Genomic DNA, 22,710 nt, shown 5'->3' on the forward strand with positions numbered 1-22,710 from the left:
TGCCATTGCCATTGCCATTGCCATTGCCATTGCCATTGCCATTGCCATTGCCATTGCCATTGCCATTGCCATTGCCATTGCCATTGCCATTGCCATTGCCATTGCCATTGCCATTGCCATTGCCATTATCGTCGTTATCGCCCTCGGTGTCCTCGTTATCGTCGACCAATTCTTCTGCAGGTTCCTCGGTCGGCTCAGGTGTAGGTTCCGGTGCTGGCTCGGGAGTAGGTTCCGGCGTTGGCTCGGGTGTAGGTTCCGGTGCTGGCTCGGGAGTAGGTTCCGGCGTTGGCTCGGGTGTAGGTTCCGGCGTTGGCTCGGGTGTAGGTTCCGGCGTTGGCTCGGGTGTAGGTTCCGGCGTTGGCTCGGGTGTAGGTTCTGGCGTTGGCTCGGGTGTAGGTGCTGGCGTTGGCTCGGGTGTAGGTGCTGGCGTTGGCTCGGGTGTAGGTTCCGGCGTTGGCTCGGGTGTAGGTGCTGGCGTTGGCTCGGGTGTGGGTTCCGGTGTTGGCTCGGGTTGCTGCGATTCTATCCGGGCTTCGCTAATCGTGTTTTGTACCGAGCTGTCGTCTTCTAACGACGTGAGTTCAGCGTTTTCAAAGAAAGTACCTGCCGAGGATGTGCCGGGATTATTTGATGGCTCAGTAGCTGTTGTGTCTGGAGGCGTTTCTGTTGTTGAGTCTTCGCCCTGCGGCATGTTGTTATCGAGCTGCTCAAAGATGTCGATGCCCCCGGGAATCAGCTGTGGTGCGGTATCGAGTGACGGCGTGAAAAAGACTTGGCCCGGGCGAATAAGGGTTTCGCCTGCATTCGTCGACATGGCCAGCATGCCGCTTTCCACATAGAAATAGCTACCTGTATCGACGCCGGGGAGCGATGAAGTGCCACCTTCCGGTACATGGAGGATTTGAAAGCTGGTGCCACGTATCCCGATGGTGGCAACGGGGGTTTTATGCGTGACGTTCTGCGGCGCGTTTTTGCCAATGGCGCCGGTAATCGAGCGCAGTCCACCGCGGAGAAGTTCGCCGCTTTGTGCCGAGTTTTCTGGTGTCTCTTCGTCGAGCACATAACGCTCAAGGATATAGGAGCTATCAGGACGAATCGCCTTGGTACCGCCATCGCTGTAGCGCAGTTGCAGCGTACTGGCTTGAGCGGTATGAAAGGTATCCCCGGCAAAAAAATCGTCGCCGCGCTCAGCCGGTAGACGCTGTCCGTCGCGCTCGATGGTGGCATCGCCATGAACAAACATGATACGCCCTGCTGGCGTATCAGCGAAGGAGGGAAACGGCAGTAGCGCCAGGCTACCCAGGCCGATCGTTGTAAAGCGAGCTAATGGGCGTTTGTGAAAACAGGCCATAATAATCCTCGTTAGAAAAGGTAGCGAAGCGCTAACTGAGTCTGGTAACGGCGCGTGTCAAAGAAATTGACTGAGGAGCGTCGGCGTTCAACATCGGCGCTGGCTTCCAATAGCCAGTCCGTATTGAATTGATGTAGCCACGAGAGCCGTGCTTGCCAAATGCGATCGCGGCGGGTTGTGGCTGAAAATTCGTTAAACGGTGCGTAACCATCTTCTTGGTAGGTGCGAATTCGGTGGTTGAGGTTGGCGCGAATCAGGTGGCGATCACTTAATGGATAGTCGATACCTGCGCCTAGCAGCAGGTGCAGAAGATCACCGCCGTCGCGAATGCCAGTGGCCCACTCATGCTCAATTTGCGCGGTTAAACGAGTACGAAGCGCGGTATAGTTGGTGTTCAACTGAACGCCTAAACGACCTGAATCGTAGTTATTGTTGGCGGCGCTAAAGCGGTTATGCTGCGCATCAAGCTGCCAGGTGAGTTCGCTGTCCAATCCGATGGGATGGCGTAAATCCACACCGCTGCCCCAGCGGGTAAGCAGGCGGCTTTGGCTAGGCCCGCTCCAACCCTGCAGTGCGCTGCCTTTGAGCATTATCGTGCGCTGCGCTGCTAGGTCGCGCTGGTAGCCCAACTGAGCCTGGGCCAGTGTGAGGTCGTAATCTTGTGCCGCCACTTCGGTATAGCGCTGAGCTTGTCCAGTTGTGTTAATTCGCCAGCGAGACTGCGAATCGATAGGGAAAAGACCCTGATAGTTTCCTTGTAGCCGCTGATAGCTACTGGCATCGCGGCTGAATACTTGCTTATCAAACATCGATGGATCGCCATTGGGCTCCAGCCCTAGATCGATAAGTTCTTCAACCACACGACGTATATCGGGCCGCAACGGGTCGATAGCAATTTCGTTAGGAAACTGCTGAGGATTGCTGTCATAACCGATATCCACACCTAAAAGGCCTTGATGCTGCGGGCCATTCTTGGCTTGCTGGCGCTGCTCAATTAAGGCTTGAAATCGGGCAATGGCGGCTTGAGCATCGGGTGGGGGTGAAAGGGCTTGTAATTGCTTTATTTCACGTTTGGCTGTCTCAAGTTGATCGAGCTGAACCAGGGCGGCAACGCGCTCCATACGGGCGCCGGCATGGGTGGGTTGACGTAAAATCGCCCTTTCTAATGCCATCAATGCGTGACTGGCTTCACCCGCGCGGAGGGCAGTGACACCTAGCCAGTAATCATATTCAGGGTTACCGCTGTGTTCGAGTTCTGTGGCTCGCAACTGCGAGTAGGCGGACTGGTTATCGCCTTGGGCCAACAAATCTTGAGCGCTAACAAGTTCTGCTTGAAAAGCCCATAAGGGGGAAATCACTGCCGCACTAAGTGACGTGCCAAGAAGGCATTGAATTATGCTGCGTCGCATAAATTGCCTCATGAAGGCAGGGCCCAGTTCAAGTTAGAGGGGAGGTGCTGACGAAGCTCACTGGCAATGCGTTCGCGCTGTTTAGGCTTTAAGTGTGTAATCCATAGCTCTTTTGGGGGTGTATCCAGAGACTCAAGGAGCGAAGCGAGTCTTGAAGGTGTGAGATGATGGCCAACTTCTGCTAGTGCATCAAAGTCGTTGCTATAGGCACATTCGATGGCCAATCGATCTAGTGGTCCTAGACGGTTAAGTGATTCAATCGTGGACTCGCTAAGACCAGTGTCACCACAGATAGCCATCTGTTGGGACCCATCGCTAATCCAATAGCCACAAGTGGGGACACCATGGGAGAGGGGAAACGGTGTCACTTGTAACGCAATATTTGCTTCCCCAGGTAATGTAAATGTCTGCCACAAAGTGATCGGCACAAAGTTGAGCACAGGAGCGACCGATGAGGGTAGCTGTGTGAAATCAGGCCAAATATGCTCGTTGAATATATGTCGTTTAAGTGTCTCTAGCACTTCAGGAAGCGCAAAGACACTTAAGGCACGCTCTTGATCAGCAAGTGCTTCAAACTGCATATCGATTAGAAGTGGGAGACTTGCAATATGATCAAGATGGGCATGGGTTAGCAGTACACTATGTAGTGACGTTAGTTCTGAAATACTGAGTCTCTGAGTGCCTGTGCCAGCATCAATAAGTGTATGAGGTGGCAAATGGAAAGCGGTGGTGCCCTGCTGTGGTTCAAGCCCGCCACTAGCACCCAGAGTTATTATTTGCATAATTAGATATGTATCTTAAAAAAGTTAATTGTTATCTTTTTTGAATTACGTGATACGTAATCCTGGGAGTGAGTCGATATCAACAGTGTCAATTTGACATTCGTTCAAGTACTGGTTTGCATAATCGAGGTAGACACCTTCTTCGATAAACACAGCGAATAAAGCCGGGTCGAGGTGCTGATCCTCTACCATTTGCCCCATGATGGTCAGGGCTTGGGACAATTTCATTGCGGCTTTATAGGGACGGTCTGGTGCTGTAAGCGCTTCAAAAACATCGGCGATGCCCAACATCCGTGCTGGCAAAGAAAGCTGGTTTCGGGTCAGCCCTTTAGGATAACCCGTTCCGTCCATTCGCTCGTGATGGCCGCCCGCATACTCAGGAACTCGTTGTAAATGTTTCGGGAAGGGGAGCTCATCAAGCATATTGAGTGTGGCAACCACGTGCCCTTCAATGATTTTGCGCTCTTCCTCATTCAGTGTGCCGCGACGAACACATAGATTATCTAGCTCATCTTCAGTTAATAAGGGCTGAAGTTGACCATTGGTATCTTCCCAGGTTTCTTGCGCTATCGCCTTGAGACGTTGAATATCAATATCATCTATAAACTCACCATCTGTATTCGAGCGACGAACCAGTTCGAGTTGCTTCTGCAGTGCTAACTGATCTATTACGAAACGTTTTCGGTCTACGTCAGTAAAGGCCTCATCCTTGCGATAAGCGTCGAACTCCGCACGCAACTGTGCCATCTTCAGTGCTTGCTGTTTAACTGCGAAGCGGGCTTCAATTGAAGGGAGGCGGTCAAACAGCCCTTCAAGTTTTGTCGACTTTTCCATCACATGGTGAGGTATGACGACTTTTCCGCAGTCGTGCAGCCAGGCAGCCGTTTTAATTTCGTATCGATCTTCGTCAGTTAAAGTAAAACTGGCAACTTCAGGATGTTTTGAGCGGTGTGCGGCCTCGGCGAGCAGCAGAGTCGCATCAGGTACACGGCGGCAATGTGCACCGGTATGAGCAGATTTAGCATCAATAGCGGTGGCGATAACGCGGACAAAACTGTCGAAGAGAGCCTGCATTTCGTCAACAAGGCGATGATTGGTGATGGCTACGGCGGCCTGCGAAGCAAGCGACTCTGCAATATGCTGATCAGCTGAGCTAAAAGTACCGTCAATACCGCTTGCGGTACGTTTATTCAAAAGTTGCAAAACCGCTACAGTATCACCCTGGTGGTTGTGCATCGGTACAGTGAGAAAAGCCCGCGACCGATAACCCGTGGCTTGGTCGATTTTACGTGTGCCAGCGAAATCGAAGCCTTCTGCGGTGTAAGCGTCTTCAACATTGACGGTACAGTCGTTTAAAACGGTATAGGCTACTACTAGGTGGTGATTGGGTAAGCCATCAGCTTGATATAAATCAATGAGGGGAAACTGTTCGCCTACTGGTTCGCTAAGTCCCCCAAGGCGTAGGTTCAATGTATCGTTTTGTACGATGGCAAAAGAGAGCTGCTGTTTTGAAGCATCAAAAGTGTAGAGCGTGCCAGCGTCTGCTTGGGTTAATTCCCTTGCGCTAGTTAGGAGGTTCTCTAGCAAAGCATCGTGATTGTGCTCTGAGGAAAGAGCAATGCCAATCTCGTTGAGTTGGCGAATCCGTGTAATGTCATTGCTGTAAGCCTCCCCACCCATATAGCACCTATTTTATTTTGTTTCATTCATTATATAGGATGAAAAAAGTTAATCCAGAAAAGATGTAAATTCTAATCGAATCATTTGCTCGGCTAGGCGAAATGAACTAGCTCCAGATTAACAGACATTTGGGATAACAACTTGAAAATTACCTGAATGAGAACAAGCCGATGGGTTTTTTAATCTACTCTCGGTAGTCAAAAGCCCAGTCGGCGATAAAATATCGATATAAGCTATTGTTTATAAAACAAAATATAATTACATCGATCGTTAAGAGCAAAATTGGTAGTCAGATTCTTGGGTGTGAAGAGACTCCCAGCGGACTCCTAAGTGCTTTCAATAAGCCTGCGGCTCACCTGTAAATGAATCATCGGCTATCATTAAAAAGTATGGTGCAGGAACGGCCGCTGCGCTTCGCCAGATACATGCTGCGGTCGGCGGCTTCAATAAGTTCAAGAGGTGTCCGAAAGATAGCGTCACTCATGCTGGCAATACCTATCGAGGCACTCACCTTAAGAGGTTGGCCCGATATTTCGGTCATCGTGGTAGTTAGCAAAGCGTGGTTCAACTGTTTTGCTAGATGTTCAGCTTGCTCGGGTGACTGTTGCGAAAGCAATACCAGGAACTCTTCGCCTCCGTAACGACCCACCATAATATCCTGTAGATTGACCGCTGACTGTTTTTTGTTTGCTACTAGACCTGAAAGAAGTTTGGCGAACTGTCTTAACACATCGTCGCCTACTTGGTGTCCATAAGTATCATTAAGTTGTTTGAAGTGATCCAGATCAATAAAGATTACGCTTAGCGTTTCTTGGCCAGAGGTGGCTTGCTTGAAAAAAAGTGCCAGTTGCTTTTCCAGATATGCGCGATTGGCGATGCCGGTGAGTGGATCTGTTCGGCTCTGGTGATCAAGGAGGGTATTTTGCTCCTGCAGGGCAATGCTTTTTTCCTGCTCACGTTTCAGTAGTAACTGAAGCTGCTGATTTCGCTCGTGCAACAGTTGTTTGGCTTCTGCCAGCAGGACCTCACTGTTGAGCATAGGGGGCATGATGAGGTTGAACAGCTGTGCTATAGGCGGTAGCTGCGTTTGCAAATGATCCAGAAGATTTGCTAATAGCTTGGGTTCTAATGCTGGATGGTGCGTTACTAATTCTCTAAAACACTTTTGCGGAGTAAGTGAAAGCCAGGCGTCGGCAATACTCCCCGAAAGTTGCAGGCATAGCAGGGGAGTCTTAATAGTCTCATTGCCGTCATGGCTTTGAGCGACCAAGATGGCGAGATCCTCAGGTATTCCCAAACTCTTCAAAAGCCAGGCACCAATGGCGGCATGATCGCAACCAAAGAGTGCTTTTTCCTGAACGCAAAGTGCAGTGTGATCGTGTAGATATATCTCAAGCATTTCCGCATAAGGAGGTGCGATTTCATGCAGCGCCATTATCCCAATATCCTGCAACAAGGCAGCGGTAAAAAGCTGTCTCGCTTGTGACTGACACAGAAAATGTTCGCTGAGACATTGTATGCTGAGAGTTGCGATTACGGCTCGTTGCCAGATATATGTATAAGTCGCAGTGCTCTGTTTGCCGCCAATCAAGCTAAAGCTCAATACGGCGGCAATGGTTGCGTCAGTACCAAGCCGGATGACAGCTTCCCGGCAAATCGTGACTTTTTTCTTGGTTCCCCGGTACAGGGCACTATTGGCAAGAGATAAAAAGCGCACGGTAAGGGCGGGGTCACGCTCTATAGCATTGGCGTAGTCGCTCAACGAGGCGTCTGGGTCTCGTGCTACTTTTAGGACCTCCAAGACTGCGCCAGGCATTGAAGGCAGGGACTTGCAATTCTTCAGACGTTGCGTCAAAGCGGGCGGTAGGTCGAAAAATGGTGGTAAAACATTACTAGCCAAATTGGTGCTAACGGTCGGTGCCTGGAAGTGCTCGGACATAATTTATCTCTTATTTTTTTTACGACCTTGGCCTAGAAAGTAGCATTGCATAAGGCCAATGTTTGGCTGTGCTTCTTAGAATGTATGAGTTTTCTAAGAAAATACGACTAAAATTTTGGTGCTAACGATTTTTGTATTCACATATCAGCTTGTGAACGCTCGAATTTCAATAAAAATACCACTATATTTCAATAGCTTATTAGTATTTTGTGCAATGACCCGTCTGCACTAATCGTGCTTTCTTTCGGTTGCTTCACACATAAAATAAGCACTTTTATTCTAGCATGTTACTTAAAAAATGGACATATTGGATGGTAAAAATACGGTTGTTCTAATTAATATTTACCAGAAAGCTAAGTCTAAAGCATGAATTGTCCTGGGTATTCTAGGCACCCGTTAGGCTCTTAAAATAAGCTTTTCATATTCGGCCGATGACAAGTTATCACTCGTGCCGTGTCGGCGCTGAACACGCCGCGTCTAGTCGCTTCTTGTGTGGAATATATCTGCCGCTTGATCCGCTCTCTACATGTCACGGCGAGGATGCTCGGTACAGTAGAGGATACTGCGCGCAACGATGCGGGGTTCGTAGAGCGGTGGCGGCAGAGTTGGTTCCCTTTCCATGACGTTACCAGCGTGCTCGGGGAAGGGCGTGGCGATGCTGGCAGGTTTGATCAACGTGACCGAAATGGGCGCTTCGGCATGCTCGGCAGCCATGCGCGCCGTTACTAGGCCGATGCCTGCGGTGTCGCCTGTGATAATTACCGTCTGGTGTTCCAAGCTTTTAAATGCAGTGTCATTTCGCTCTCCTTGCTAGTGTCTGCGGTTTTTGGGTAGGAACTGTTGAACTCAGCTTTTCAGTTCACTCCACTTTCTCAGAATAGACGCTCTGTAAAGATTGCAAAATGCTGTGACACAACGGGCATGGCCTTGAGTTGCTCGCCCATTAAGCGTCTGCGCTGCCTAGCATACAGTTAGAAACAATAGCCCCGCTGGTTGTCCAGCGGGGCTATTGTGGCGTAGTGGCTTAACATTCTATGAGGTTGTAAGCCACTTTATGTCTGGCCAGCATCGCTAGTTGTGAATATTAAGGCCGATTATCGTAATCGTTGTTGGGCCGTTGCGCTGTTGTATTGCGAGAAGTGTCTTGCGGCTGCTTCGAAGCATTTCGATTACGAAACTTGCTCCATGCAGATTTGGCTTTCTGTTGATTTTCTGGCTTACGCAACCAGTTAGCAGCTGCCATCATAATCCATTTTTTCATGCGAACCTCCAAGTTCTTAATTGCTAATGGGCATATGCGTTATAGCACTGCCGCCTGTGTCTAGCCATTCAAAATTGGCCAGCACTCATTTTCGTATTCGACGTGCACTAGTGCCTTGAGTTCCAGTCTTCGTATTTTCCTGCTGCAAGACAGTCTGGCGTCTATGCTGCTTTTTTTTCTGACCGGCCAACCGGCTTAATCTCCAACGCTGTATCTCCGGACATGTTGTTTTTTTGTACTTCTCTTACTGGGTAGCCGGCTTGCTCTCTTGCTTTGATAGCTATCGACATGCGCTTCGAGAGAAAGTAAACTGACTTCTATTGAATATTGCACACAATGATCATTAACTCGACGATAGTATAATATGCCCAGTACAACAATTTTAAACGCGCTGGTGAAAAGGCTGATGGCGGGGTACTGAGTAAATTGCAAACGTAAAAGCAGTTTAGGGAGAAAGTAATGGAGCTTATCAATAGTGTGCCTGCGGTCATTAGGCTGAATCTTCATGACAACGTTGGCGTGGCAAGTAGGGCTGTTCCGAAGGGTTATCCCATCGACGATGCACAGCACACTGCCCATGAGAATATTGATGCTGGTCATAAAGTTGCGTTAACGGCCATTGAACCAGAGCAGCCCATCATCAAATATGGTCAGATTATTGGGTTGGCAACGCGCCGAATTGAAGCCGGTGAGCATGTTCATACGCACAATATTGTTATGCTGGAACTTGACACATCGCTTGAGCATTTCAAGCCAGCGCCAAGAACAGGGGTGATGGAAAATCAGCGCACCTTCAATGGCTACCACCGTGCCAATGGTCAAGTAGGTACGCGCAACTACATTGGCGTTCTCTCCACCGTGAATTGCTCGGCCACGGTCTCAAAAGTGGTTGCAGAGCGTCTCAATGCAAGCGGCGAGTTTGAAGCGTTAGGCTTTGATGGCGTTGTGCCGGTGACGCATGGTTCAGGCTGTGCGATGAATACCGACTCTGAAGGGTTTGCCTTCCTTGAAAGGGTCTTAAATGGCTATGCGATCAACCCTAATTTTGCTTTCGTGCTTATTATTGGGTTAGGTTGCGAAGCCAATCAAGTTAAACAACTGGTTGAAAAATACGGACTGACGGATACATCAAGAATATTTTATTTCAATATTCAAGGCGCTGGCGGTACTCGAGCCAGTATTGAAAAGGCGTCGGAAAAAATTCGGCAAATGTCGAATGACTACCGTCATGCCGAGAGGCGCCCGGCCCCGTTGAGTCACCTAACCGTGGCACTGCAGTGTGGTGGATCAGATGGTTATTCTGGCATTACTGCTAACCCCGCCCTGGGCCATGCGGCTGATCTCATCGTCCAACATGGCGGTAGCGTGATATTGAGTGAAACGCCTGAAATCTATGGTGCTGAACATTTGCTTTTAGATAGAGCCATTAATGAAGACGTGGCGCGTAAGCTGCTCGCAAGGATCGAGTGGTGGAAGCACTACACCCAGATTAATGGGGCAGAATTAAACAATAACCCTTCGCCGGGAAATAAAGCAGGGGGGTTGTCGACCATTCTGGAAAAATCGCTGGGCGCCGTGGCTAAGAGTGGTTCTTCAAGCCTTAATGACGTGCTTGAGTATGCCCAACCGTTGAAAGAGCCCGGTTTTAATTTTATGGATAGCCCCGGCTATGATCCGGTATCCGTCACGGGCCAAATTGCTTCAGGCGCAACCGTCGTGTGCTTTACCACCGGGCGCGGCTCTGTCTCCGGGTTCAAGCCTGCACCGTGTATCAAGCTGGCCACCAATACGCAGATGTATGAAAGCATCCTCGAAGATATGGATATTAACTGTGGCACCATTGTGGATGGTACCGCCACGGTTGAAGAAGTGGGCGAGCATATTTTTGAGAAGATCATTTCGATTGCCTCAGGCGAGCAGAGTGCCAGTGAATCGTTGGGTTATGGTAACAATGAATTTGTGCCGTGGATGGTAGGTGCCGTTACTTAACAGCCTTTTACTAATACCTATTTAATGAGTGGCTTGAATGTCGCAGTCGTTGAAAGACCAGCTTTATGAGGCGCTTAAGCGAAGTATCAATAGCGGCCACCTTGAACCAGGCTTAGTGCTACTCGAAGGCAATATTGCAGAGATATTCGGTATGAGTCGATCACCTGTTCGTCAGACGTTAGGGCGATTGCATGATGAACAGCTAATTTGCCGTTTCGGTGGTCGTGGCTATTTGGTGGGAGCTGCGGCTGGTGAGCCTATCCGACGGAACCTAACGACGGCCGATTTCAGTGCGTTGGGCGAGGATGCCAAGATTGAGCGCACTGACACTTGGCGCGCCATTGCTGATGTCGTCGAACATGATGTTGTCTTGAGTTCGATGAAGGGTAGGTTCGAACTCAATGAACTCCAACTGGCAAGAAAATACAGTGTCAGCCGTACCATTACGCATCGCATTCTGCTCTATCTGCAGTCCATTGGCGTGGTTGAAAAAGTGAAGTACACCAGTTGGTCCATCGTGCCACTGGACAATGATCGGCTGCATAACCTTTATGAGGCGCGTAGGCAGCTAGAACCCTTTATGATTGCCAGGGCTACGCAGGTAATGCCCGAGCAACAAATCTCCCATTTCATTGAGAAGTTAGAGCAGACGGCTGCGAAATATCCTAACGTCGAAGGCGCGACACTGGATGAACTTGAAAGCGATCTGCACTACAAAACCGTGAGTATGGGGGGGAATCAAGAAATTTTTGACATGCTAAGGCGCACGCATCCTGTCCTGCTTATGAGCAAGCATCTGCTCGGTTCGAGCATGGCTCTGCCAGACAAAGATCCTTTCTTTTATGACCACCTGAAAATCTTCGACAGAATGCGTCATAAGGAGGGTGAGCAAGCTAGCCAAGCGCTCTCTGCTCACTTGGCAGGCTCCGAAGCCAAGGTTCAAGAGCGCCTTAGCGATTTTCGTGACCATGGGGTTCTCGACATCCCCGATTACTTGCGCTAACGATAGTGTGCGTTATTAATCGATGGGCATTGTGTTTCTACGCCTGAGTTCTCGAATCAAGGCGCTATGGTCGAGTTCTCCTTCGTCATGGGCGACCACATCAGTAAATTAGTCAATCACCAGTAATATTAGCGGAAGCTTGGGAGATGATAATGCTTTGGCGTGCACTGATGCGTTACCAGCAATCATGCATACCATCACCATGGGCTAGTGATAAACAGCACTTTCCGCTAAGCTCCTCAGCAATTTTTATTAACGTTTGCGTTGAGGTGAGTATATGTGGAGCCTTTTCAGGCTGTCTGCCATCACACTATCATTACTCATGATAGCGGGTTGTTCAGATCCCAAAATTGATACAAGCTCGATGCCAGCATCGGTCGTCTCGGTCGAGAAGGTGCGTAACTCACTGCCTACTTATAAGCGTGACGATTTTGATCAAGGGCTCATTATCATTGCTACCGCGTCGGCGTTCGACGGTATCGATATTCTTAATCCTCATCGCATGAACGCGGCCGAAATTGCCGAGTCAGCCAATTTACAAATGCATGGCTTGACGGGTGACCAAGTCATTCAACGTGCCGACCAGATACTCCGCGAACGTCGAGCCCGCGAGCGTGAGCAGGCCATTGGCACGTTAAAACGTTTGGAGGAGAAGCAAGCGAAAGCGGAGAGCGACCAGCAGCAATTGGCGCGTTTTAGTATCGATAGCGCGCGTTACTACATGGATGAGAGTCCTTACGGTGCGACTGAACCGGTTATTGATCTGGAAGTGACTAATGGTACGAATCAAACTATTTCTGAGCTTTTGTTACGAGGCGTTGTTACTAGCCCTGGTCGTTCAATTCCTTGGGTAGATGAAGAGTTTTACTACGTGGTATCAGGAGGCATTGAGCCGGGAGAAACACTTACCTGGAGTCTTGCGCCAAATCGGTTTGGCCCCTGGGGAGAGCCTCAAATTCCTAGCAATGCAGAACTGACAGTTAGTTTGGAAGGCTTGCGAGATGCCAATGAGCAGCCATTATGGGAATCCCCAGCTTTAAGCGAGAGTGAAGTGACAAAACTGGAGCGTCTGCGGGAGGAGTATGGTGGAGTGGTGCTTTCAAGCACTGACTAAAAAGCGACGGTTGTTATAGAGCCTATTGTCATTAATAACGCCCTATCGGTTGGCCGGTAGGGCGTGTTATTTATTTCAAGAGCAGCTTTCGTTACGTTGTTTATTCATTAGCTTCGTGATCGGCCAAGGCCGCCACAATTGCCTCTTCCCATTGCCCTTCCGTAATGCCCCAATGCTCCATTTCGGCTTGGTCGGGGCTGCCTTCAGCGGCATCGCGTAATTTATCAACACTGCTGCTTTCATAGCAGTGTTTGGCAAAATCTTTGGTATTTACATCTTTTAACTGATCGATCATCGACATGTTGAGTTCCTTTCAAGGGTAGGAGGGAGCGGCATGCTAAGTGTAACGAATCAGGCCACTATTTTCTGCAATGGTTCCAACGCAGGCGCATAGCAATAGAGGGCACAATGCTAAGCCTAGTTTTTAGCACTCAATGAGCCATCAGTGTATCGATAAAAATTTTGCAAGCGATACCTGCCAGCAGCAGCATAATTAAATTATCAAACCAGCGGTGCGGTAACCGTTTACCAAGGTGGGCACCAAGCGGCATGGCTGCAACAATAGCGACTAAGGCAATAACGCTGAAGAGGAAACGTTCAGCCGTCAAAATACCGGCGCTTAGCAGCGCCGGAATCTGCACGCAGGTAATGGCTACAAAGAAAACAGAAATGGAGCCAATGTAAACGCGACGCTCCAGTTGCATGGCATTTAAAAACGTTACCGATGCGGGTGCCGACATGCCGGCGGCACCTTGTAATATGCCTGCCAGTAACCCAACGGGGATCACCAGTCGTGCAGCGATATTGAAGGGCAGAGCGACACGGCGTTTTAGCATTTTAATGATTAGGTACAACACGATGGCACTCGCCACCACAAGTGACAGAATTTCCGTCGAGAGCACCACCAATCCCCACGTACCTAGCACAATGCCAAGACCACCCGCTAGAGAGAATGCAGCCAAAAAGCGAAGCGGTAGCAAGTGGCGTCGATATTGCCAAACTTGCAGGGCATTGCTTATCAAATTGGGCGCTACCAGCACTGCAATCGCTAGCTGAACATCGTAAAGCATTGTCAGCACAGGCACGACGATCACCGGGACACCCGAGCCAATGGCACCTTTGACGATGCCTGCGGCTAGCAGCGTTATGAATGCAATCAGCATTGAGGCATCCCGGCTCCTATCTACTTTACTCGCCACGAGCTAGCAGCGGCAGTGCGTTTCATTTGAGCCTCGCTATTTCAATACATAGCAAGGCGTATAGGGTTGGCCATCAAGTTTCATACGGCCCTGGGCCACAAACGAGGTCAGCAGCTCATCTAAACGCTGCATCAACTCAGGCTCAGCCGTCAGCACAAAGGGGCCATGGGCCTCAATAGCGCGAATGCCGGGCTCTTTAACGTTGCCGGCGACAATCCCAGAGAAGGCGCGGCGTAGGTTGGCAGCTAATTCATGCGTCGGCTGCTGACGGTGGAGCGCAAGCGAACGCATGGCTTCATGGGTGGGTTCAAACGTCGCCTGGAATTCCCGTGCAATGGTCAAGCGCCAATTGTAGTAAAACGCATCCTGATGAGTACGCCGGAATTCGGCGATTTCATCAATACCGTGGCGCATGGTACGCGCAACGGCAACCGGATCGCCGGTAATAATGGTGTAGTAGCGACGAATGTCCTCGCCCAGGGTATAGACCAAGAATTCGTCAATTTTTTGGAAGTAGGCGGCTGAATTGGCAGGGCCTGTAAAAATTAACGGGAAAGGAATATCTGTGTTGCTTGGGTGTAGCAGAATGCCCAGCAGATAAAGAATTTCTTCTGCGGTACCCACCCCGCCAGGAAAGACGACAATGCCATGGCCCAAACGAACAAAGGCTTCCAGGCGTTTCTCAATGTCGGGCATGACGACCAACTCATTAACAATTGCGTTGGGCGCTTCGGCGGCGATAATACCGGGTTCTGAAATACCCAAATAGCGGCCTTCCTTCCGGCGCTGTTTGGCATGAGCGACGTTCGCACCCTTCATTGGGCCTTTCATCGCGCCAGGCCCACAGCCTGTGCAGATATCTAAATCACGCAGGCCTAGGTGATAACCGACATCTTTTGTGTATTCGTACTCTTCACGCGAAATGGAGTGGCCGCCCCAGCAGACGACCAGACTCGGGTCGCGGCCCGGTTTCAACGTGCCTGCTTTGCGTAGAATATGGAAGACGGCATTGGTTGTGCCTTCGCCTGTGCTAAGGTCAAAACGGTTGTGGTGTTGAATTTCGTTGTAGACGTAAACAATGTCACGAATGATGGACGAGAGATGTTCGCGTATACCGCGGATCATCCGGCCATCCACAAATGCTTCTGCTGGCGCGTTAGTGAGCTTTAAACGAATACCACGGTCTTGTTGCAATACTTCAATATCAAAATCTTTATAGGCTTCTAAAATAGCCAGACTATCGTCACTTGGATTACCGCAATTTAAAACCGCCAGAGCGCAGCGCCGAAGTAAATCATGAAGGCCACTTTGAGAAGTGCTATGTAGCCGATTAACTTCATGCTGAGAAAGCACTTCAAGGCTTCCTTCAGGAGAAATGGTGCTGGAAAGGGTGGCGCGGGGTTGAGCAGTTGCGGTCATCAGTGGGGCTGTCCCTAGTCGTTTGAGTGCTGTCAGCAGTCTACCACGCCCTGGCAGACGGTACAGCGGGGCAATGACTGCCAGCATGCTGTGCTACTATGAGGCTTATTTAAAACGATGGCTGCTAAAGACAATGGTTCTTTACTATGTTTAATGCCCAATATTTCCGTACATTCATTACGCTAGTAGAAACGGGTAGTTTTACCCGTACCGCGCATCGCTTGGAAATGACGCAACCGGGTGTAAGCCAGCATGTACGTAAATTGGAAAGCTATTTAAACAAAGAACTGCTAGAGCGTAAGGGGCGTAGCTTTACGCTAACCGAAACGGGTCGGCGCGCTTATGATTATGCGTTAAAGCTGTTTGCCGAGCATGAACAGTTTCGGCATGGCCTAGATGATGACTCACTGGATAGTGGTGATTGTCGTATTGCCTCACCGGGAAGCGTGGGTCTGATGTTTTATCCGTACATTTTGGGTCAACAACAGATGCACCCCAATTTAACGGTCAATTATAGCTTCGCCTTTAACCATGAAATCGTGAATGATCTTTTAGATGGTCGCTATGATATCGGCATTGTCACGGAGGCGATGCAGCATCCAGAGCTTGATTGTTCCATTTGGCATCAAGAGCCTCTCTGTCTGGTAGTACCCGCCGATTTTGCAGGCAGCACACTGTCAGATTTAATGGGCATTGGCTTTCTTAATTATTACGACGGTATCAATCATGCCAATGCGCTATTACGGGCTAATTACCCAAATGATTTCCGTTCGATGACGCATTTTCGTCACCAAGGCTTTACTAACGAAGTCAGCATGGTACTTGATGCGGTCGCCAGGGGGCTTGGCTTTACCGTGGTATCGAGGTTGGTGCTGGAAACATCTCCCTGGCAACGCCAGGTGAAAGCGCTGAATTTGCCCAATGCGGTCAACGAAGTGCTTTACCTGCTGCGTCGTCGCGACTCGGTGCTGCCCAAACGCTACGAAAAGCTGCTGAACGGTTTCCATGCGCAGCGCATGCAAGAAAAAACGCCCTTGCTGCCCACGAACGGTTAGGGCAGCAAGGGCGTATTGTCGCTTTCAATATCGGCTCTTTACGATTTATCCGTGAGCGCGATTAGTCACGATATTCATCAATGCTAGGGCAGGAGCAGATCAACTGACGGTCGCCAAAAACGTTATCTACGCGATTAACGGCGGGCCAGTATTTCGCGGCTTGCACAGCAGCGGTGGGAAACGCAGCCAATTGCCGATTGTAAGGACGCTTCCATTCGTTATCCATCAAATCCGCCTGGGTGTGCGGCGCATTGACCAGCGGATTATTATCCAGCGGCCATTCACCGCTCTCTACTCGCGCGATCTCTTCCCGAATAGCAATCATGGCCTCGCAGAAACGATCGATTTCATATAGTGACTCAGACTCGGTCGGCTCGATCATCAGCGTACCGGGAACGGGGAATGACATGGTGGGCGCGTGGAAACCGTAATCCATTAAGCGCTTGGCAATATCTTCTTCGCTAATCCCAGAAGCGGCTTTGAGCGGACGAATATCGATAATGCATTCGTGAGCGACGGTGCCATTTTGGCCGCGGTAGAGAATAGGGAAGGAAGCTTCCAAGCGCTTGGCAATGTAATTGGCATTAAGAATGGCAAGCTCGGTGGCTTCCCGCAGACCGCGTGCACCCATCATTTTAATGTAGGCCCACGAAATCGGCAGAATAGAGGCGCTACCAAAAGCCGCTGCGGAAACGGCACCGCTGTCGCTATTCACACCGTTGATCGGCGTGACCACATGATTCGAAACATAGGGTGCAAGGTGTGCTTTAACACCGATCGGGCCCATGCCAGGGCCGCCACCGCCGTGAGGAATACAGAACGTTTTGTGTAGATTAAGATGCGAAACATCACCACCAAAGTCGCCGGGGCGTGTTAAGCCGACCTGCGCGTTCATGTTAGCGCCATCTATATAAACCTGGCCGCCATTATCATGTACCACTTTGCACGCTTCGCGCACGCTGGTTTCAAATACACCATGGGTCGACGGATAGGTAAGCATAATAGCCGAGAGCTTATCGCGATGCTGCTCGGCTTTGGCACGCAAGTCTGCCATATCGATGTTGCCGTTTTGATCACACTCCACCACGACCACTTTCATCTGCACCATGGCGGCTGAGGCCGGGTTGGTGCCGTGGGCGGAACTGGGAATCAAGCAAACATCGCGATGACCTTCGCCCTGGGCCGCCTGATAGCGACGAATAGCCACTAGGCCTGCGTATTCCCCCTGCGCGCCGGAATTGGGTTGCATGGAGAGATGATCGTAACCGGTGACTTCGACCAGAAAAGCCGATAATTCATCGATCATCTGATGATAGCCAGCCACCTGATCGCGAGGTGCGAAGGGGTGCAGGTGGGCAAATGATGGCCAGGAAACAGGGATCATTTCACTGGTGGCATTAAGCTTCATAGTGCACGAGCCGAGCGGAATCATCGCATGAGCAAGCGACAGATCCTTGTTCTCCAAGCGCTTCAAGTAGCGCAGCATTTCGGTTTCGCTGCGGTAGCGGCTGAAAGTAGGGTGGTTCAAGAAGTCGCTTTCACGTTGGCAGCTAGCGGGAATGCCACTGGCGCCGTTGGCGATGACCTGCTCGTCCAATACCGCCACAGAGAGACCATGCTCATCGCCAAGCAATACGTCGAATAAAGTGGCTACATCGTGAGCGGTGGTCGTTTCATCGAGGCTGATGCCCACATTGCCATTGGTAGAGTAGTGCAGGTTAATATCGTGGGTCATGGCGCGGCCATGGATCTTGCCCGCATCAACACCGCTTAAACATAGCGTATCAAACCAGTTGTCATGGGCGAGCGCCACGCCTGCCTGCTTTAGGCCCTCAGCAAGGAGGGTGGTCAAACGGTGAACGCGGCCAGCAATTTTACGCAGGCCCTCAGCGCCGTGATAGGTGGCATAAAAGCCGGCAATATTGGCCAGCAGTGCCTGGGCTGTGCAGATGTTCGAGGTCGCTTTCTCGCGGCGAATGTGTTGCTCGCGGGTTTGCATCGCCATGCGCAGTGCCGTATTGCCGCGGCTATCTTTGGACACGCCGATGATACGTCCTGGAATCGAACGCTTGAGCTTGTCAGACGTTGCAAAAAAAGCCGCGTGAGGGCCGCCAAAGCCCATCGGCACACCAAAACGCTGGGAGTTACCCACCACAATATCAGCGCCTAGTTTGCCGGGCTCTCTCAGTAGCACAAGACTCAAAAGGTCGGTAGCCACACAGGTCATGATGTTATGGTCAGCGGCTGCGCTGAGTAGCGGCGTTAAATCGCGGACCTCACCGCTGGCAGAGGGATACTGCACAAGGGCGCCAAACACATCGTGGTTGGCCAGCTCTTCTGCTGGGCCGGTGATCAGTTCAAAGCCAAAGAACTCGGCACGCGTTCTGACCACATCGAGCGTTTGTGGAAAAACATCATCGGCGACGAAGAAGGCGTTGGATTTGCTTTTCTTATTGCCGCGCTTGCAGAGCGCCATGGCTTCAGCCGCCGCGGTGGCTTCGTCGAGCAGAGAAGCATTCGCAAGCTCCATGCCGGTTAGATCCATCACCACTTGCTGGAAACTCAACAAGCCTTCCAGGCGGCCTTGAGAAATTTCCGGTTGGTAAGGGGTGTAAGCCGTGTACCAACCGGGATTTTCCAGCACATTGCGCTGAATGACCGCTGGCATGTGCGTGCCGTAATAACCCTGACCAATGTAGCTTTTTGCCACGCGATTTTGCCGCGCCAGCTGGGCTAGGTATTCTAACGCTTCAGCTTCGCTACGTGGTTCATCCAACGCTAGTTCGCGGCCAAGGCGGATATCGCTCGGCACGGTCTGCTCAATCAGATCTTCCATGTGCTGCATATTGAGCGCTTTTAACATCGTGGCGACGTCATCGCTACTTGGGCCATTATGACGTTTGATAAAAGCATCGTGGTCGGCCAACTCGGCCAGGCGGCGTGTTTCAAAAGGCATGAGGAAGATTCCGAACGTTAAGAGAGAACCGTGCAGGGGAAAAATGCAAAGCGCCTGCTGTGAGTGGCAGGCGCTGATATAAAATTTAGTCGTCGGCGCTTAGTGTTGCCTGGTAGGCATCAGCATCTAACAGACCCTCAATGGCATTGCTGTCTAAGCGAACTTTCATGATCCAACCGCCTTCATAAGGCGCTTCGTTGACCGTTTCGGGAGCGTCTTCCAGAGCTTCATTCACTTCAATCACTTCGCCAGCAACGGGGGAGTAAAGATCCGAAGCGGCTTTAACCGACTCAATCACGCCAAATTCTTGGCCTTTCGTCAGGGCTGCACCCACTTCAGGCAGCTCGACAAAGACCACATCACCCAGGGCTTGCTGAGCGTGATCGGTAATGCCGACGGTAACGGTGCCATCTTGGTGGTCAAGTACCCACTCGTGGCTTTCAGCGTAACGAAGATTGGCAGGCAGATTGCTCATGATGATTTCCTATATGAAACAGTTTTCTGGACCCGAGCATACTAGCGGTTGTCGTACGACTTGGCGACTGTCGGATAGCGTAAAAGCGGGTGCACGGTTGAGCACTTAGCCAAGTCCGATGACTTGGTATAACCACGCGAATAGGGGTGCATGTTACCGTGTTTCCGATTGGAAACAAATTTCTTCATAGCTCCTTGGCGACGCAATTCGTGTTACGAATCTGGTACCTTATCACCTAGCCGAGGTTATGAAAAAAGCGGCATCCTCTATGCGCAAGCGACATCACCCTAGATGCTTGCTGAGTTCATGGTGTAAAACAAGTAAATCGCATGCTAATCAACACTAGCGGCGGTCAAAAATGCAATAATTATTCCTAACCAACGGAGTGAGGAGATACATGTGGAAACTTTAACGAGCCTTTTGGGGGCAATCAATGGCGTGGTCTGGGGCCCCGTCATGTTGATTTTGCTTTTGGGTGTGGGGATCTACTTACAGCTTGGCTTGAAACTGATGCCGATTAGAAAGCTCGGCATGGGTTTCAAGCTAATGTGGGCAGGCCGCGAACTAAAACCCAGCGTGGGGAAAGGGGTTGCCAAAGGCGGCGATGAGGGCGAAATATCTCCCTTTGATGCCTTGATGACAGCGCTTTCAGCGACGATTGGCACCGGCAATATTGCGGGTGTTGCCACAGCGATTGCGCTTGGTGGCCCCGGTGCGGTTTTTTGGATGTGGATTACCGCCTTGGTGGGCATGGCGACAAAATTTGCCGAGGCGGTATTGGCAGTGCGCTATCGCGAAACAGATAGCACTGGCTTTCACGTCGGTGGGCCGATGTTTTATATCAAAAACGGCTTGGGCAAAAAGTGGCTTTGGCTTGGCGGTGTGTTTGCTTTCTTTGGTGCGGTAGCCGCGTTCGGTATTGGTAACACCGTGCAATCTAACTCGGTCGCTGATGCCATGGACGCTACTTTCGGTATCCCCACATGGCTTAGTGGTGTTGTCATGATGGTGTTGGCTGGAGCGGTAATACTCGGCGGCATCAAGCGTATTGCCAAGGTGGCGGGTAAGCTGGTTCCTATCATGGGCATTGCCTATGTGGTAGCAGGCCTGCTGGTGTTGATTATCAACGCCGGACAAATCGGTGAAGCCTTTGGATTGATCTTCTACTACGCCTTTAATCCCATGGCCGCTGCCGGTGGTTTTGCAGGTGCTGCGGTAATGGCAGCTATTCGTTTTGGTGTGGCACGCGGCATTTTCTCTAATGAAGCAGGGTTAGGTAGTGCGCCGATTGCCCATGCGGCGGCCAAAACCAAAAACCCGGTGCGTCAGGGCTTGATCGCTATGCTGGGCACTTTTATCGATACCATCGTCGTCTGCACGATTACGGCATTGGTCATTTTGACTTCGACCGTGTGGATAGAGGGCGAGGCGGGCGCGTCGTTGACAGCACTCTCGTTTGACGCCGCGCTACCAGGGTTTGGTAACCAGATTGTCGCGGTAGCCTTGGCCATTTTTGCGTTTACCACCATTCTTGGCTGGTCGTTTTATGGTGAAAAGTGCTGCCAGTTTCTGTTTGGAACCCGTTCTATCATGATCTACCGTGTGCTGTTCGTGTTGGCGATCCCCCTAGGCGCTATCGCTCAACTGGGATTTATCTGGTTAATGGCCGATACCTTCAATGCCATGATGGCCATTCCCAACCTGATTGCCTTGGCACTGCTTTCGCCGGTAGTCTTTAAGCTAACCAAGGACTATTTCGACGGCAAAGATGTGCTGCCGGGTGAAGAGCTAGAACATGATCAATAAAATGCGCCGCTTGTTAGGTAGGTAGCAGTGAAAAATGGGTGAAGGGAGTCGGGAAGGCACAGATAGGTGGCTTCCCGCTCTCTTTTTTAGTGAAGAAATTTAAGTGAGGAAAGCCCCCATGTCAGAATTGAAGCAAACGCCGCTGCACGCGCTGCACCTTAAACTGGGTGCCAAAATGGTGCCCTTTGCTGGCTACGAAATGCCTGTGCAGTACCCGCTGGGGGTCAAAAAAGAGCATGAGCACACTCGCCAACAGTGTGGCTTGTTTGACGTCTCACACATGGGGCAGATTAGCGTTTCCGGCGATAGCGTTGCTGAAGCGCTGGAAACCTTGATACCCGCCGATTTAGTAGGGCTTGATAAGGGCGCTCAACGGTACGGGCTGTTGACCAACAGCGAAGGCGGCATTATCGACGATCTGATGGTGGTCAATGCTGGTGATCATTTTTACCTCGTGGTGAACGCTGCTTGTAAAGATCAGGATTTAGCGCATTTACGTTTAAATCTAGCGTCGACCCATGAGATTGTGACATTAGACCGCGGTCTGCTGGCGCTCCAGGGCCCCCAGGCGCGGGATGTAATGCAACGATTGTGCCCTGAAGCCTGCGAGCTGGTGTTTATGCAGCATGGCCGCTTCACCATTGCGGGGCAAGAAGTGTGGGTGAGCCGCAGTGGGTATACCGGTGAAGATGGCTTTGAAATTTCAGTGGCGGCTGATGCCTGTGAAGCCTTCGCCGAACGGCTGCTAGCCGAGCCCGAAGTAGAAGCAATTGGCCTTGGGGCGCGAGATTCTCTGCGTCTTGAAGCCGGGCTTTGCCTCTATGGGCATGATATGGATATGCAGACGACGCCCGTTGAAGCTGGGCTGATTTGGGCGATTGGTAAACCCCGCCGTCACGGTGGCGAGCGCCCTGGAGGTTTTCCGGGCGCTGACATTATCCTGCACCAAGTGGATACCAAAGATCATACCCGTAAGCGTGTTGGCCTGTTAGCCGACGGGCGTGCACCGGTTCGTGAGGGGGCGACGCTGGTGGATGAAGGCGGTAATGAAGTGGGCAGTGTTACTTCAGGCACCTTTGGGCCAAGCGTTGGCAAGCCAGTCGCGATGGGCTACGTGAGCCGTGAGCTGGAAGCCCCCCAAAGCACCGTATACGCGGTAGTGCGGGGTAAGCAGCTACCAATGGTGGTTACCCCAATGCCGTTTGTAAAACCTGGCTACTATCGCGGCTAATATAACGGCTGAGGCTAGCCTGCTTAACCCGACGGCTCCTG

18 protein-coding genes are annotated in these 22,710 nt (G+C 50.9%); 6 read left to right on the top strand and 12 right to left on the bottom strand.

Annotated features, from left to right (window positions below; genetic code table 11):
- From ACUN8H_RS14710 to ACUN8H_RS14740, 7 genes are all read right to left on the bottom strand, one after another.
- The coding region (locus tag ACUN8H_RS14710) for a FecR family protein (protein ID WP_445532818.1) at positions 1–1,351 on the bottom strand (1,351 nt) is incomplete at its 3' end.
- An 11-nt stretch (positions 1,352–1,362) separates the two neighbouring features.
- On the bottom strand, positions 1,363–2,760 hold the full coding sequence (locus tag ACUN8H_RS14715) for a tetratricopeptide repeat protein (RefSeq protein ID WP_445532819.1): 1,398 nt from the start codon (positions 2,758–2,760) through the stop codon (positions 1,363–1,365).
- 8 nt (positions 2,761–2,768) lie between these two features.
- Entirely contained in the window at positions 2,769–3,542 is a 774-nt protein-coding gene (locus ACUN8H_RS14720; RefSeq protein ID WP_445532820.1) for a 3',5'-cyclic-nucleotide phosphodiesterase, read from the bottom strand.
- Positions 3,543–3,587: 45 nt separating this feature from the next.
- Positions 3,588–5,222, bottom strand: coding sequence for a GAF and HD-GYP domain-containing protein (locus tag ACUN8H_RS14725; RefSeq protein WP_445532821.1), 1,635 nt, complete (start codon positions 5,220–5,222; stop codon positions 3,588–3,590).
- Positions 5,223–5,589: 367 nt separating this feature from the next.
- The gene (locus ACUN8H_RS14730) at positions 5,590–7,161 is read right to left on the bottom strand and encodes a sensor domain-containing diguanylate cyclase (protein ID WP_445532822.1); all 1,572 of its coding nucleotides are present in this window, start codon (positions 7,159–7,161) and stop codon (positions 5,590–5,592) included.
- Between the two features lie 522 nt (positions 7,162–7,683).
- Positions 7,684–7,938 carry a hypothetical protein gene (locus ACUN8H_RS14735; RefSeq protein WP_445532823.1) on the bottom strand — a complete coding sequence of 85 codons (255 nt, stop codon included), beginning with the start codon at positions 7,936–7,938 and terminating at the stop codon, positions 7,684–7,686.
- Positions 7,939–8,245: 307 nt separating this feature from the next.
- Positions 8,246–8,422: a hypothetical protein gene (locus tag ACUN8H_RS14740; protein ID WP_445532824.1), complete on the bottom strand. Its 177-nt coding sequence runs from the start codon at positions 8,420–8,422 to the stop codon at positions 8,246–8,248.
- 459 nt (positions 8,423–8,881) lie between these two features.
- On the opposite strand from ACUN8H_RS14740, the gene ACUN8H_RS14745 reads away from it, so the two are divergent.
- The 3 genes from ACUN8H_RS14745 to ACUN8H_RS14755 all read left to right on the top strand — a co-directional run bounded on the left by ACUN8H_RS14745 (position 8,882) and on the right by ACUN8H_RS14755 (position 12,528).
- Positions 8,882–10,411, top strand: coding sequence for a UxaA family hydrolase (locus ACUN8H_RS14745; protein ID WP_445532825.1), 1,530 nt, complete (start codon positions 8,882–8,884; stop codon positions 10,409–10,411).
- A gap of 37 nt (positions 10,412–10,448) precedes the next feature.
- Positions 10,449–11,414: a GntR family transcriptional regulator gene (locus ACUN8H_RS14750; protein ID WP_445532826.1), complete on the top strand. Its 966-nt coding sequence runs from the start codon at positions 10,449–10,451 to the stop codon at positions 11,412–11,414.
- Between the two features lie 277 nt (positions 11,415–11,691).
- Positions 11,692–12,528, top strand: coding sequence for a DUF6694 family lipoprotein (locus ACUN8H_RS14755; protein ID WP_445532827.1), 837 nt, complete (start codon positions 11,692–11,694; stop codon positions 12,526–12,528).
- A 100-nt stretch (positions 12,529–12,628) separates the two neighbouring features.
- Here the strand turns inward: ACUN8H_RS14755 and ACUN8H_RS14760 are convergent, their stop codons facing one another.
- The 3 genes from ACUN8H_RS14760 to ppnN all read right to left on the bottom strand — a co-directional run bounded on the left by ACUN8H_RS14760 (position 12,629) and on the right by ppnN (position 15,146).
- Positions 12,629–12,829 (bottom strand): hypothetical protein, encoded by a 201-nt coding sequence (locus ACUN8H_RS14760; RefSeq protein WP_290694292.1) that lies wholly within the window; start codon positions 12,827–12,829, stop codon positions 12,629–12,631.
- A 130-nt stretch (positions 12,830–12,959) separates the two neighbouring features.
- On the bottom strand, positions 12,960–13,691 hold the full coding sequence (locus ACUN8H_RS14765) for a sulfite exporter TauE/SafE family protein (protein WP_445532828.1): 732 nt from the start codon (positions 13,689–13,691) through the stop codon (positions 12,960–12,962).
- A gap of 72 nt (positions 13,692–13,763) precedes the next feature.
- Positions 13,764–15,146 carry a nucleotide 5'-monophosphate nucleosidase PpnN gene (gene ppnN / locus ACUN8H_RS14770; protein WP_445532829.1) on the bottom strand — a complete coding sequence of 461 codons (1,383 nt, stop codon included), beginning with the start codon at positions 15,144–15,146 and terminating at the stop codon, positions 13,764–13,766.
- A gap of 146 nt (positions 15,147–15,292) precedes the next feature.
- Here ppnN and ACUN8H_RS14775 point away from each other — a divergent pair, with 146 nt between their 5' ends.
- A complete protein-coding gene (locus ACUN8H_RS14775; RefSeq protein WP_445532830.1) occupies positions 15,293–16,201 on the top strand; it encodes a LysR family transcriptional regulator in 909 nt (302 codons plus the stop codon).
- 61 nt (positions 16,202–16,262) lie between these two features.
- Here the strand turns inward: ACUN8H_RS14775 and gcvP are convergent, their stop codons facing one another.
- Both gcvP and gcvH read right to left on the bottom strand, forming a co-directional pair.
- A complete protein-coding gene (gene gcvP / locus ACUN8H_RS14780; RefSeq protein ID WP_445532831.1) occupies positions 16,263–19,157 on the bottom strand; it encodes an aminomethyl-transferring glycine dehydrogenase in 2,895 nt (964 codons plus the stop codon).
- Between the two features lie 85 nt (positions 19,158–19,242).
- Positions 19,243–19,632 (bottom strand): glycine cleavage system protein GcvH, encoded by a 390-nt coding sequence (gcvH, locus tag ACUN8H_RS14785; protein WP_445532832.1) that lies wholly within the window; start codon positions 19,630–19,632, stop codon positions 19,243–19,245.
- Between the two features lie 399 nt (positions 19,633–20,031).
- On the opposite strand from gcvH, the gene ACUN8H_RS14790 reads away from it, so the two are divergent.
- Both ACUN8H_RS14790 and gcvT read left to right on the top strand, forming a co-directional pair.
- The gene (locus tag ACUN8H_RS14790; protein WP_445532833.1) at positions 20,032–21,438 is read left to right on the top strand and encodes an alanine/glycine:cation symporter family protein; all 1,407 of its coding nucleotides are present in this window, start codon (positions 20,032–20,034) and stop codon (positions 21,436–21,438) included.
- A 118-nt stretch (positions 21,439–21,556) separates the two neighbouring features.
- A complete protein-coding gene (gene gcvT / locus ACUN8H_RS14795; RefSeq protein WP_445532834.1) occupies positions 21,557–22,669 on the top strand; it encodes a glycine cleavage system aminomethyltransferase GcvT in 1,113 nt (370 codons plus the stop codon).
- The last annotated feature ends 41 nt before the right edge of the window (positions 22,670–22,710 follow it).

It is taken from the genome of Vreelandella sp. V005 (assembly GCF_052645115.1).

Coding starts and splice junctions, on each gene's coding strand:
- ACUN8H_RS14750 (WP_445532826.1), top strand. CDS start 10,449: ATGTCGCAGTCGTTGAAAGACCAGCTTTATGAGGCGCTTAAGCGAAGT.
- ACUN8H_RS14715 (WP_445532819.1), bottom strand. CDS start 2,760: ATGCGACGCAGCATAATTCAATGCCTTCTTGGCACGTCACTTAGTGCG.
- ACUN8H_RS14775 (WP_445532830.1), top strand. CDS start 15,293: ATGTTTAATGCCCAATATTTCCGTACATTCATTACGCTAGTAGAAACG.
- ACUN8H_RS14730 (WP_445532822.1), bottom strand. CDS start 7,161: ATGTCCGAGCACTTCCAGGCACCGACCGTTAGCACCAATTTGGCTAGT.
- ACUN8H_RS14740 (WP_445532824.1), bottom strand. CDS start 8,422: ATGAAAAAATGGATTATGATGGCAGCTGCTAACTGGTTGCGTAAGCCA.
- gcvH (WP_445532832.1), bottom strand. CDS start 19,632: ATGAGCAATCTGCCTGCCAATCTTCGTTACGCTGAAAGCCACGAGTGG.
- gcvT (WP_445532834.1), top strand. CDS start 21,557: ATGTCAGAATTGAAGCAAACGCCGCTGCACGCGCTGCACCTTAAACTG.
- ACUN8H_RS14755 (WP_445532827.1), top strand. CDS start 11,692: ATGTGGAGCCTTTTCAGGCTGTCTGCCATCACACTATCATTACTCATG.
- ACUN8H_RS14720 (WP_445532820.1), bottom strand. CDS start 3,542: ATGCAAATAATAACTCTGGGTGCTAGTGGCGGGCTTGAACCACAGCAG.
- ACUN8H_RS14760 (WP_290694292.1), bottom strand. CDS start 12,829: ATGTCGATGATCGATCAGTTAAAAGATGTAAATACCAAAGATTTTGCC.
- gcvP (WP_445532831.1), bottom strand. CDS start 19,157: ATGCCTTTTGAAACACGCCGCCTGGCCGAGTTGGCCGACCACGATGCT.
- ACUN8H_RS14745 (WP_445532825.1), top strand. CDS start 8,882: ATGGAGCTTATCAATAGTGTGCCTGCGGTCATTAGGCTGAATCTTCAT.
- ppnN (WP_445532829.1), bottom strand. CDS start 15,146: ATGACCGCAACTGCTCAACCCCGCGCCACCCTTTCCAGCACCATTTCT.
- ACUN8H_RS14725 (WP_445532821.1), bottom strand. CDS start 5,222: ATGGGTGGGGAGGCTTACAGCAATGACATTACACGGATTCGCCAACTC.
- ACUN8H_RS14765 (WP_445532828.1), bottom strand. CDS start 13,691: ATGCTGATTGCATTCATAACGCTGCTAGCCGCAGGCATCGTCAAAGGT.